The sequence below is a fragment of the Streptomyces sp. NPDC041784 genome (genome assembly GCF_055591025.1).
On record NZ_JBVJAB010000011.1, the window covers coordinates 148398 to 160190 of the forward strand.

9 protein-coding genes are annotated in these 11793 nt (G+C 73.7%); 4 read left to right on the forward strand and 5 right to left on the reverse strand.

What is annotated here, in order from left to right; all coding sequences use genetic code 11:
* Positions 1-92 precede the first annotated feature (92 nt).
* From ACZ6D7_RS24545 to ACZ6D7_RS24555, 3 genes are all read left to right on the forward strand, one after another.
* Entirely contained in the window at positions 93-1133 is a 1041-nt protein-coding gene (locus tag ACZ6D7_RS24545) for a FecCD family ABC transporter permease (protein ID WP_469494457.1), read from the forward strand.
* Between the two features lie 190 nt (positions 1134-1323).
* A complete protein-coding gene (locus ACZ6D7_RS24550; protein ID WP_469494460.1) occupies positions 1324-2469 on the forward strand; it encodes a FecCD family ABC transporter permease in 1146 nt (381 codons plus the stop codon).
* A 4-nt stretch (positions 2470-2473) separates the two neighbouring features.
* Positions 2474-3343, forward strand: a complete 870-nt coding sequence (locus ACZ6D7_RS24555) for an ABC transporter ATP-binding protein (protein ID WP_469494463.1) — start codon at positions 2474-2476, stop codon at positions 3341-3343.
* Positions 3344-3599: 256 nt separating this feature from the next.
* Here the strand turns inward: ACZ6D7_RS24555 and ACZ6D7_RS24560 are convergent, their stop codons facing one another.
* The 3 genes from ACZ6D7_RS24560 to ACZ6D7_RS24570 form a co-directional block, all read right to left on the reverse strand.
* The gene (locus tag ACZ6D7_RS24560) at positions 3600-4019 is read right to left on the reverse strand and encodes a universal stress protein (RefSeq protein WP_469494466.1); all 420 of its coding nucleotides are present in this window, start codon (positions 4017-4019) and stop codon (positions 3600-3602) included.
* A 1-nt stretch (position 4020) separates the two neighbouring features.
* A complete protein-coding gene (locus tag ACZ6D7_RS24565; protein ID WP_469494469.1) occupies positions 4021-5520 on the reverse strand; it encodes an APC family permease in 1500 nt (499 codons plus the stop codon).
* Between the two features lie 253 nt (positions 5521-5773).
* Positions 5774-7231, reverse strand: coding sequence for an FG-GAP repeat protein (locus tag ACZ6D7_RS24570; RefSeq protein ID WP_469494472.1), 1458 nt, complete (start codon positions 7229-7231; stop codon positions 5774-5776).
* Positions 7232-7498: 267 nt separating this feature from the next.
* On the opposite strand from ACZ6D7_RS24570, the gene ACZ6D7_RS24575 reads away from it, so the two are divergent.
* Positions 7499-9193 carry an FAD-dependent monooxygenase gene (locus ACZ6D7_RS24575; protein ID WP_469494474.1) on the forward strand — a complete coding sequence of 565 codons (1695 nt, stop codon included), beginning with the start codon at positions 7499-7501 and terminating at the stop codon, positions 9191-9193.
* 18 nt (positions 9194-9211) lie between these two features.
* Here ACZ6D7_RS24575 and ACZ6D7_RS24580 read toward each other — a convergent pair whose 3' ends face one another.
* Both ACZ6D7_RS24580 and ACZ6D7_RS24585 read right to left on the reverse strand, forming a co-directional pair.
* On the reverse strand, positions 9212-11056 hold the full coding sequence (locus ACZ6D7_RS24580; RefSeq protein WP_469494477.1) for a CATRA conflict system CASPASE/TPR repeat-associated protein: 1845 nt from the start codon (positions 11054-11056) through the stop codon (positions 9212-9214).
* Positions 11028-11780 (reverse strand): CATRA system-associated protein, encoded by a 753-nt coding sequence (locus tag ACZ6D7_RS24585; protein WP_469494479.1) that lies wholly within the window; start codon positions 11778-11780, stop codon positions 11028-11030. Before ACZ6D7_RS24585 ends, ACZ6D7_RS24580 begins: the two co-directional genes overlap by 29 nt.
* Positions 11781-11793: the final 13 nt, after the last annotated feature.

An 11793-nucleotide genomic window follows, 5' to 3' on the forward strand; every position in this document is an offset into this window, starting at 1 on the left:
TTCACAGCCCCTCCACAGGCCGATGTCCTGGGGAGTGCGACGAGCCGGAACTCGCCCTACAGTTAAGGCAAGCCTGACCAAAGGAAGTTGACGTGGGGACCTCGACGGTCCGGGCGGCCACGGGCCCCCGCGCTGTACTGCTGCTCTCGTTGTCGTGCGCGGCACTTCTGACCCTGTGCGCCCTCTCGATGGCGTACGGCGCGCTCGACGTGCCGCTGCGTCAGGTCTGGAACACCCTCCTGGGCGACGCGCCCAACTCCCGTGTGGACAACGTGATCTGGTCGGTACGGCTGCCCCGCACCGCGCTGGCGCTCGCCACCGGGGCGGCGCTCGGTCTGTCCGGCGCGCTGATGCAGGCGCTGACCCGCAACCCGCTCGCGGATCCCGGCATCCTCGGGGTCAGCGCGGGCGCGGCCTTCGCCGTCGTCCTCTCGGTCGGCGTCCTCGGCATCGGCTCGGTCTACGGCTACATCTGGTTCGCGTTCGCCGGCGCGCTGGGCGCGAGCGTGCTCGTCTACTTCCTCGGCGGGGTCGGCCGGTCCGGCTCGACCCCGGTCAAACTCGCCCTGTCCGGCGTCGCGGTGACCTCCGTGCTGTTCTCGCTGACCAGCGCGATCGCCCTCACCGACCCCGACGCCCTCAACCGCTACCGGTTCTGGTCGGCGGGCTCGCTGGCCAACCAGGACACGGACGTCCTGCTGCGGGTGCTGCCCTTCCTCGCGTTCGGCGCCGTGCTCGCCCTCGTCTGCGCGCCCTCCCTCAACAGCCTCGCGCTCGGCGACGACGTCGCGACCTCACTGGGGCTCAGGCTGGGGCTGGTGCGGGTGCAGGGGGTGGTGGCCGTCACCCTGCTGACCGGCGGGGCCGTCGCCGTCATCGGGCCCGTGGTCTTCGTCGGCCTGGTCGTGCCGCACATCGCCCGCGTCCTCGCCCAGTACGCCGGGATCGGGCCCGACCACCGCTGGCTGCTGCCGCTGTCGGCGGTGCTCGCGCCGTGCCTGCTGCTCGCCGCCGACGTCACGGGCCGGCTCATCGACCGTCCCGTCGAGATCCAGGCCGGGGTGCTGGTGGCCTTCATCGGCGGACCGTTCTTCATTGCGCTGGTGCGCCGCCGACGGCTCGCGGAGCTGTGAGGGTGGCACGGGGGGAGGGAGTCGCGGTGGTGACGGAGCGACAGTTTCCGGGGTCCCGGCACGGTGGCCGTACGGACCCTGCCCCACGGCCACCGGCCACCGGCCGTGGCGGCCGGCCTCACCGCCGGCCTTCCGGCCGCGTCCGCCGACCCCACCCGCACCCCCGACCGAACCAGTGGAGCCGTACGCCATGACGACCGAGCTTTCGCCGACGGCGGGCCGGCCCGGGCCCCAGGACGCGAAGGGGCCCTCGCGCGGGCCGGCCCCCGGGGACCGGACGCCGGCGCGGCGGACCGCCGGGCGGGTCACCTTCCGGCTCGCCGTGCCGCCCGTGTCCGGGCTGCTGCGGCCCCGGCTGCTGACCGTCTCGCTGGTCCTCGTCGCCCTCACCTTCCTCGCCTTCTGCGTGGAGACGGCGGTCGGCGACCTCTCCCTGTCGCTCACCGAGGTGACCCAGGCGCTGCTGGGCGGCGGCGACCCCGGCACCCGGCTCATCGTCCAGGAGCTGCGCCTGCCGCGCTCCCTCGCGGGGCTGCTGGTCGGCGTCGCGTTCGGGGTCTCGGGCGCGCTGCTCCAGGCGATGACCCGCAACCCGCTCGCCAGCCCCGACATGATGGGCATCACGCAGGGCGCCGGCGTCGCCGTGGTGGCCGGCATCGTCCTCGGCCCGGACGGCGGGCCGAGCACCCAGGTCCTCGGTCTGACCGGTGCGCTGGCGGCGGCGCTCGTCGTCTACGCGCTGGCCTGGAAGAAGGGCACCACCGGCTACCGGATCGTGCTGGTGGGCGTCGGCGTGGCATGGATCTGCACCAGCGCCACCGACTACCTCATGGCCCGCGGCGAGCGCTTCCAGGCGCAGGCGGCGCTCGGCTGGCTGGTCGGCAACCTCAACGGCCGTACCTGGGACCAGATCGGCCCGCTCGCCCTGGCCCTGGCCGTCCTGCTGCCGACGGCGCTGCTGCTCGGGCGGCTGATGCGGACCCTGGAACTCGGCGAAGACGTCGCCCGGGGCCTCGGCACCCGGGTCCAGACGGTGCGGGTGGCGGTGCTGCTCGTCTCGGTCGGCCTCGTGGCGTTCGGGACGGCGACCGCGGGGCCGGTCGCGTTCGTGGCGCTCGCCGCCCCGCAGGTCGCCCAGCGGCTGGCGGGTACGGCGTTTCCGCCGCCCTTCGCCTCGGGCCTGACCGGCGCCGTGATGGTGCTCGGGTCCGACCTCGTCGCCCGAAAGATCGTCCCGGACACCGAACTGCCGGTCGGGATCGTGACGGGAGTGCTCGGCGCTCCCGTTCTGCTGTGGCTGCTCATCCGCGCCAACCGCGCCGGTTCAGGAGGCTGAGGACGTGTCATCGACCTACGAAGGGCCCACCGACGGCCCCGACCTGCGGGCCCGGGGACTGCGGCTGGCCTACGACGACCGGATCGTCGTCGACGAACTGGACCTGGCGGTGCCCTCCGGGCGGATCACGGCGATCGTCGGCGCCAACGCCTGCGGCAAGTCGACGCTGTTGCGCGCGCTGGCGCGGCTGCTCACCCCCAGGGCGGGGGCCGTCCACCTCGACGGCCGCGCCGTGCACACGATCCCGACCCGGGCCCTCGCGCAGAAGCTCGGCATCCTGCCGCAGACGCCGGTCGCCCCGGAGGGACTCACCGTCGTCGACCTGGTCGGGCGGGGCCGGGCACCGCACCAGACCTGGTGGCGGCAGTGGTCGGCCGGGGACGAGGAGGCCGTCCACGAGGCGCTGCGGGCCACGGCGATGAGCGACCTCGCGCACCGGGCCGTGGACGAACTCTCCGGCGGCCAGCGGCAACGGGCCTGGATCGCGATGGCGGTCGCGCAGGGCACCCCGGTGATGCTGCTGGACGAGCCGACAACGTACCTGGACCTGGCGCACCAGATCGACGTCCTCGACCTGATCACCGACCTCAACCGGCATCAGGGCCGCACGGTCGTCATGGTGCTCCACGACCTCAACCAGGCGTGCCGCTACGCGGACCACATCGTCGCCATGAAGGCCGGTCGCATCGTGGCCGAGGGCATCCCGTCCGAGGTCATCACGGCCGCGGTCGTCGAGGACGTCTTCGGCCTGCGCTGTGTGGTCCGCGAGGACCCGGTCAGCCGGACCCCGATGGTCATCCCGATGGGCCGCCACCACGAGGGCGACGACACGACGTCGGACACCCCGGAACAGGCGGCGGTCACCGGCGCCTAGGACCCTGTCCGGCCGATCAAGTCGCAGGAAAGCGACGGTGCCTCGGTAGTGCCGGTGAGCGGGGTGTGGTGCGTGCAGCTGCAAGGCGGAGGAGGGCGTCGACGCGATGGGGGTCCCCCCGCGCGAGCGCAGCCGAGCGTGGGGGAGTCGGCAACCGACGACAACGCCGCTGGGGGTACCCCCTCTGGGGGAGGGCGTGCCACACCCCGCGTCTGCGGCGTGATCGGCCGGACAGGTCATAGGCCGATCCGGCGGGTCAGGTCTCCTGCATCGGTACGCAGAGCACCGGGACCGGGGACAGGTGGAGGAGCTTGTGGGGGGTCGATCCCAGCAGGGCGCCGCGTACCGGGCTCTCGCCCCAGCTGCCCACCACGATGCAGCGGGCCGTGTGGCGGGTCGCGGCGTCGAGGAGGGCCTGGGCCGGTTTCTGGTCGAGGACCTCGACCGTCGTGGCGACGCCGGCCTCGTCGGCGGCCGTGACGGCGTGGTCGAGGGCGGCCCGGCCGGCCTCGCGAATGGCCTGGAGGTGGGTGCGGTACTCCTCGCCCATGCCGCCCGGCGCGGCGGCGCCGTAGACCAGGACGAGGGGTTCACCGAAGGCGGCCGCCACCTCGAGCGCGACCCGCAGCGCGCGGACCGCGCCCGGGGACTCGTCGTATCCGAGGACCACGGACATCTCAGGACTCCTTGGCGTGGACGAGTTCGGGATCGGCCACGCCGGGGCGTTCCGCCCAGAAGGCGGGGGCCGTCAGCCGCCATACGATCATGAGGAGCACGCCGGCGAGGGCGATCCCGATCCCGATGACGAGCGGCGGACCGAGCCCGAACCAGGAGACGCCGCTGTAGGAGTTCGCCGGGTCGGCCATGTCGGTGACCGACTCCACGAGCAGCCAGGAGAGCAGCCCGGCGCCGACCAGCGGGCCGAGGCCGATCAGCACGAAATTGTGGACGCTCTCCAGCAGATGACGGCGGTAGTACACGGCGCAGGCGACGCCGGTGAGCGCGTAGTAGAAGGCGATCAGCAGCGACAGGGCGGTGAGGGAGTCGAACAGGGCGTTGGCGCTGATCTGGTTGAGGACGAGGTACCAGGCGCTGGCGATGCCCGCGACCCACCAGGTGCTGACGTCGGGGGTGCGGAAGCGTGGATGGATGTGCGCGAAGTGCGAGGGCAACGCGTGCCGGCGGGCCATGGACAGCGCGGTGCGCGACGCCGGGATGATCGTCGTCTGGGTCGAGGCGAGCGCGGAGGTGGAGACGGCGAGCAGGACGACCCAGTCCCAGCCGCCCATCGCCTCGCTCGCGAGCAGGGCGAAGATGAACTCCTCCTCCTGCGCGTTCTCGGCCAGGAAGGTCGTTCCGGCGTAGGCCACGACCGCGTAGGCGACCGACACGTACGTCACCAGCAGGACGACGGTCGACCATACGGCCGCCTTGCCCGGGGCGGTGGCGGAGTGCTCGGTCTCCTCGGTCAGGTTGACCGCAGACTCCCAGCCCCAGTAGATGAACACGCCCAGCAGCAGGGCGGCCGTCAGCTCCGCTCCCCCGGCGCCGAAGGGGTTCAGCCACGTGACCGACGGGTCGGCGGAGTCGAAGGTGCCGGTGTCGGCGTACACGCGGTACAGCGCCACGACGGCGAAGGCGAGCAGACAGGTGACCTGGGCGAGGATGAGCACGTTCTGCACCTTGGCCGACACCTCGGTGCCGATGACGCACACCGCGGTCATCACGATGATCAGCAGCACCGTCAGCAGCTGGCGCAGGAAGTCGTTGTCGGCCCAGCTGTCGAGGCCGAAGGCGAGCAGGGCGAAGGTGACGGCGACGTCCGCCAGCGATCCGACGACCAGGACCCCGGTCATCGCGATGGCCCAGCCACCGAGCCAGCCCGCCCACGGGCCCATGGCCCGGGTGACCCAGGAGAAGGTCGTGCCGCAGTCCTGGTCCACCCTGTTGAGGTAGTAGAACGCCGACGCGATCAGCAGCATCGGCACGAAGGACGCCACCATCACGCCGGGGGCGTAGACGCCCACGAGCACCACGACCGGGCCGACGACCGCGGCCAGCGAGTACGCGGGAGAGGTGGAGTTGAGCCCGATGACGAGGGCGTCCACGAATCCGATCGCGTCGGCCTTCAACCCCTCCTGTGCCGGCGAACGTGCGTCCGCTGTGCTCTCGGCCATGGGACCTCGCTTCGTTCGTACCTGAGGTCATCCAACAGGGAGCGACGGGGATTCCCGTAGCACGGACGCCGTCACGGACCACATGTCACTCGGCTGCACGGCAAGGGGCCATGGTGCGTAGCGCCCCCGGGCCGGGACGACCGGCCCGGGACGACCGGGCCGGGACGACCGGGCCGGGACGACCGGGCCGGGACGACCGGGCCGGGACGACCGGGCCGGGACGACCGGGCCGGGGGCGCTGGAGTGTGCCGGGCTACTCGTCGATCGCCGCGCCGAAGCGCGCGTCCGTCCCCGAGACCGCGAACGAGCCGCCGCCGTACAGCCAGGAGCCGTCGGCGGTGATGCCCGTGGTCGCGGCCGGGAAGGCGATCGCGACGCCGTCGTCGGTGTTCTCGCCGGGCGCGGCGGCGAGGAGTTCGGCGCGGCCGTCGGCGTCGGTGTCGACGAGCCGGACCTGGGCGCCGAAGGCGTCACCGGCCTCGGCGGAGCCGGGTACGTGTGCCGAGTTCTGGTCGAAGGAGCGCACGCCCGTCGGTGTCCAGCCGCGCTGCTGGCCCCGGATCACCCACACCGCGCCCGCGTCGGGCACCGTGCCGATGTCCTCGCCGGGCGCGCCGACCGCGAGGTCCGCGTAGCCGTCTCCGTTCGAGTCGGCGACCGACAGGTCGGTGCCCCAGCCGTCGGCCTCCTCGGCCGTACCCGGGACGCCCGGCGTGTCCTGGGTCAGTTCGTCGGCGAGTTCGGTGATGCCGTCCTCGCTGCCGTAGCGGATGGCGACCAGGCCCCCGGACTCGGGAGTGCCCTCGTCGCCGGTGACCAGTTCGTCGTAGCCGTCGCCGTTGATGTCACCGGCCGCGGCGGACGGGCCGCCGGTCAGGTCGCGGACGTAGGCCAGGGCGTGCGGACCGCCCTCGAACACCACCGTGCGGCCGCGCACCCCCTCCTCGTCCACCAGGCTCAGCCCGGAGACGACGAGGTCGGCGTAGCCGTCGCCGTCGAAGTTCCCGGTGGTGAGGTTGAACGGGACGACGGCCCGGTCACCGGGTTCGTTCACGGTCTCCAGGCGGGTGACACGGAGCATGGGCCCCTCGTCGGAGAACAGGTCGACGCCCTCGTCGTCGGAGACGGCGATCCCGTCGCCGGGTGTCGCCGAGGTGAAGTGGGCCGCGGCCACCGCGCCGCCGTAGCCGGCCTCCCGCTTCGGCTCGACCGCCTCCAGGGAGACGCTGCCGGTGCCCCGCAGGCCGCTCGCGGAGCCGTACAGCACGCTGGCCCGGCCGGCGTCCGCCGCACCGTCCAGGTCCTCGCCCGGCGAGCCGACGACCGCGTCGTCGTAGCCGTCCCCGTTGACGTCACCCGTGGCGACGGAGGCGCCGAAGGCGTCGCCGGCCTCCGCGGCGCCGGACACCCCGGCGGTCGACTGGCTGAGCACGGCGGTACGGACCCTCGGCACGGTGTTCGCCGTCCCGATGCCGCCGGCCGAGCCGTACTGGACGGTGACGTAACCCGCGCCCTTCTTGCCGCCGACGGTGCCGCCCGGGGCGCCGGTCAGGACGTCGTCGTAGCCGTCGCCGTCGAAGTCGCTGCCCCGGTCACCGGCGAAGGTTCCGCCCGGCGTGCCGGCGAAGGCGGCGGGCGCGACGGTGATTCCGGCTCCGGTCACGAGCAGGAAGGTGGCGGCGCCCAGGGCGAGCTTCTTGCGCTTGATCATGGATTGGTCCCCGTTTCCATGGTTGGTCGGCAATTCCCCTTTTCGCTGCCGACGCCCCCTTCGACACGGGATGCCGTACCAGAGTTGTGTCGTCATGCCCGTCTGTGACAGTCCGGTGACAATCGGTGGGTGGCGCCCGCTTTCCCCTCGCGCCCGGGTCGGATGTCCGCCGTGGGGCGGCGGTCCGCCCGGCTCGCCGCCCGCGCGCGGACGGGTGACCATGGAGGACGGGAGGCGGTTCGGGGGGCCCGACGCTGGGAGGCACCCGTGGCGCACACCCCGACGACCGACGTACTGATCGTGGGCGCCGGCCCGGTCGGCCTGAGCGCGGCCGCCGAACTGGGCCGGCACGGCGCGCGGTGCCGGATCGTGGACCGGCTGCCGGCCCGGCTGCCGTTCGCGAAGGCGGTCGGCATCCAGCCGCGCACGCTGGAGATCTGGGACCGGATGGGGCTGGCCCGTACCGTGCTGGAGGCCGCCGCGCTGATGCGCGGGCAGCTGCTCTACGTCAACGGCCGGGAGCAGGCGCGGATCGATCTCTCGCTGCCGCCCGAGGTGCCCTACCATTTCGCCGCGCTGCCGCAGTACGAGACCGAAAGCCTCCTGGAGGAGTACGTCGCCGACCAGGGCACGGCGGTCGAACGCGGCACCGAACTGCTGTCGTTCACCCAGGACCCGGACGGCGTCACCGCACTGCTGCGCACGGCCTCCGGCGCCCAGGAGGAGCTGCGGGTGGGCTATCTGATCGGCTGCGACGGGGCACACAGCACCGTCCGCAAGACGCTGGGCCTCAGCTACGAGGGGGCGGCGTTCGCCGAGGAGTACATGCTGGGCGACGTCGAGGCCGACTGGGACATGCCGCACGGCTTCGGCATCCGGTCGATGCACCTCGCCGACGACGGTTCCAGCGACGACCTGCTGGTCTGCATCCCGCTGCCGGGTTCGGGCCGCTACCGCATGTCGATGCTGGTCCCGCCCGAGCTGTCCATTGGGACGAGCGGCCGGGAGGAAGAGGTGGCGCACGGTCTGGAGGGCGGGCGCGCACCGGAGCTGCATCACATCCAGGCGGTCGTCGACCGGCTCGGCCCCCGGCCGGCCGTGCTCTCCCGGATGCGCTGGTCCTCCGTCTTCCGCATCAGCCATCGCATCGTCGACCGCTACGGCGAGGGACGCGTCTTCGTCGCGGGCGACGCCGCCCACATCCACCCGCCCACCGGCGCCCAGGGCATGAACACGGGTGTGCAGGACGCCTGCAACCTGGCCTGGAAGCTCGCCCTCGTCCTGCGCGGAATGGCGGGGCCCGCCCTGCTGGAGAGCTACGACGCCGAGCGCCGCCCGATCGGCGAGGAGGTCGTCGGACGCACCGTCCGGCACGCCGTGCGGGGCGTCCAGAGCGACCCCGACGACCCGGGGACGGTGATGCTGCGCGAGGCCCAGCTGCTCATCGGCTACCGGGACGGCCCGCTCGCCGGCGCCCCGTACGGGCCCCTCGAAGCACCGCAGCCCGGCGACCGGGCCCCGGACTGCGACGGCCTGACCGCGCCGGCGGCCGCCTACCCGCTGCGCCTGCTCGACGTGCTGCGCGGCCGTGCCGGGCACGTGGCACTGCTGTACGCCGCCGATGTCACCGACCTGGCCCGGGCGGCGGCCGCCGCCACGGTCGCCGTCGCGGGGACCGAGGCGAGGCCCGGGGTCGGTCTGCAGACCGTCGCCGTCCTCGCCCGGGCGGCCGCACCCGGCGCCGCCGACAGGCTGGCCGTCGCCGCGTACCGCGACGCCGCCGGGGAGTTCGCCCGGCTCTACCATCCGGACGGCCCGACCGGGTTCGTCGTCCGCCCGGACGGCTACCTCGGCACCCGCTTCCCGCTCGACGGCACGGCGGCCGCGCTGTCCGACTACGTCGCGGCGCTCTCCGGGCGGTCGGCCCGCGGGCGAAGCTCCGGAGTTCCTCAGATGCGGTAGGGCCTCTGACGGCGGAAGTCAGTCGGGGACCCACAGCCAGGCGGGGCGCCGGAAGTTCTTGACCTCGACCGTGACCCGTTCGAACTGCGCGGCGTCCAGCCCCGGATAGCCCTCGCCGACGACGGCCTCGTACAGCACGTCGGAGACCAGGGCGGCGAGGTCGGCGCCGGGGTGGGCGGTCAGGGCGTCGCGCAGGACGGAGCTGTCCAGCATGCGGCTGATGTTCACGATGGTGGCCCCGGAGAAGCCGAGCGGGGCCGCCGCGACCGGCCCCACCCCGGTGGACAGCCGTATCCGCATCCGGTCGCGGAAGCGCGCGTTGTCCGCCGCGAGGCGTTCCCGCCAGGAGTGCAGCAACCTGGGAAGCACGCGGTGCAGTTCGGCCTCCGCCGGGAGGAAGACGTTGATGCCGTCCCCGGTCATCTGGCGGTCGGCCTCCTCCAGGCGGTAGCCGAGGTCGTCGAGAATCTCCTGCGTCAGGGCGGCGACCCGCTGCTGCACGCCCAGCTTGTCCGGTGAGGTACGGCCGCTGTAGCTCTCGACGTCCACGGCGAAGCCGAGGCGCTGGCTGACGCGCTGCCGTCCCTCACCGGTGTGCGGTGGGGAGTACCGGACCCAGCCCGTGGGGTCCCGCCGTGTGTCGGTGGGGCTCTGCTGGGCGAGGCGGCCGAGCTCGCGGGCCAGTTCGCGCGCCGCCTCCAGGTACTCCGTGTCGTCGTCCAGCTGGTCCACCAGCCACTCGGCGAGCCGCCGGTCGCTGCGCCACGGCTCGGCGAGCGCGGCCGTCATGTTGTGCGCGGCGATCTCCACGGTGCGCCGCATCGTGCGGACGTCCCGTGCGGCGGACGTCAGGTCGGCCTCGTCCAGTCGCAGCCGGGTGAGCGCGGCGGAGTCGGCCGAGCCCCGTTCCAGCGCGGCGCGCACCTGCGCGGCATGGTCGTTCACGCCGGCGACGAGGCGTCTGAGCCGCTGCTCCGCGTCACCCCGTGTCCGGGCCTGGTAGCGGAGTTTCGCCGCGTGCATCAGATAGCGGGCCAGCGGTGGCATGGCCGGATCGCCCTGGCTCCAGGTCCAGGCGCTCAGCTCGGCGTCCTGGTCCTCGGGGGCGAGGACGACGACGCGCCGCCCGGCACGTTCGTCGTCCGGCGACACCTCCCACACGGCGAACCCTTCCGCGGTGGTCCAGCCGCGCCGCCACCAGTCCGGGGCGTGACCGGTGCCGGGCAGCGTCGCGCGCACCTCGTGGGCCATCGCGTCGAGCGCGGGAGCCGGTTCACCTGTGAACTTCGCCTGGCAGACCCGGACGACCCCCAGCAGGGCGTCGGTGCCGTGGGCGGCCAGCTCGTCCCACCAGCGGTCGAACTCGACCCAGCCGGGCGGCGGCGCGGACCCGAGGCGCGGGCTCCCGGACGCGGCGCCCCGGAGCGCGGTGCCCTGCGGAACGGTGTCCTGCGGCGCGGTGTCCTGGGGCGCGGTGTCCTGGGGCGCGGTGTCCTGGGGCGCGGTGTCCTGGGACGCGGTGTCCTGGGGCGCGGTGTCCTGGGGCGCGGTGTCCTGGGGCGCGGCGAACGCGACCGACAGATTCACCACGTCGTGCTCGCGGCGCACGACGGCCTGGTAGCCGGCCGCCCGGTCCTCGATCGCCGCGGCGGGCCGGTCCGGCGCCATCGCGTCGGGGGCGGCCGGCAGGGTGGCCGACAGACCGGTGGCGGCGATCTGCCGCACCATGCCCAGCCGGTCCCGGCAGCGGTCCCAGATGCCCTGGATCTGCCGGTAGGCGGCCTTGGCGTACGGGCCGTCGGTCGGCGCGTAGACGTGGACCACGAGTTCCTGGTCAGTGGGTGGGCGTACGGGTTCCGTCACTGCCAACGTCACCCCCCGGACCGCCCGGACCCCCCGGACCGCCCGCCTCACCCGGATCGCCGCCGACCGGATCCCCCTGGGGCCGGCCGAGCGCGTGCACCAGATGGTTGGCGCGGTCGCGGGTCCGTTCCGGCACCGGAATCGACGACTCGGCGCCGATCCGGGTGATCCGGACCGGTCCGGCCAGTTCCAGCTCGGCGGTGGCCGTTCGCAGCGCGTCGCCGTCCCCGCGGTCGAGGGCGTCGGCGAGCGAGCCGACCATCTCCTCGACCCGTTCCCAGCGCTGCGGCGGGTGATGCCATCGGAGGAGGTCCCGGAGGACGTCCACGGCGTCCTCCCGTGCCTCGTCGTCGATCGGAACCCCACCGGACATGTGCGCCCCCTTCCGCCGTACCTCTCGGCGCTCGCTCACTGTAGCCACGTCATGACCCTGTGTCCGCCGCACCGCAACTCTCCCCGGTCCGCGCGGAGATGGCGCGTCCGGCACCCACCAGGACGAAGGCCGCCCAGGCCCCACCAGGTCGGTGTGCGGCCCCTGTCCGTCGGCGACCGCCTGCCGGGCGTACGGCAGGGCGCGCCGGTAGGCCTCGACGGCCTCGCGCTCCCGGTGCGCGGCCAGCAGGTCGCGTCCCTCACGCGCGTGGTGCACGGCCATGGCGAGGTTCGGTCCGCCGTCCCCCTCGGCCTGTGCGTCGGGTCCGTCGGCCGCCTCGGTACGGTCCACCGCTCCTCGCTTC

Coding starts and splice junctions, on each gene's coding strand:
- ACZ6D7_RS24550 (WP_469494460.1), top strand. CDS start 1,324: ATGACGACCGAGCTTTCGCCGACGGCGGGCCGGCCCGGGCCCCAGGAC.
- ACZ6D7_RS24560 (WP_469494466.1), bottom strand. CDS start 4,019: ATGTCCGTGGTCCTCGGATACGACGAGTCCCCGGGCGCGGTCCGCGCG.
- ACZ6D7_RS24565 (WP_469494469.1), bottom strand. CDS start 5,520: ATGGCCGAGAGCACAGCGGACGCACGTTCGCCGGCACAGGAGGGGTTG.
- ACZ6D7_RS24570 (WP_469494472.1), bottom strand. CDS start 7,231: ATGATCAAGCGCAAGAAGCTCGCCCTGGGCGCCGCCACCTTCCTGCTC.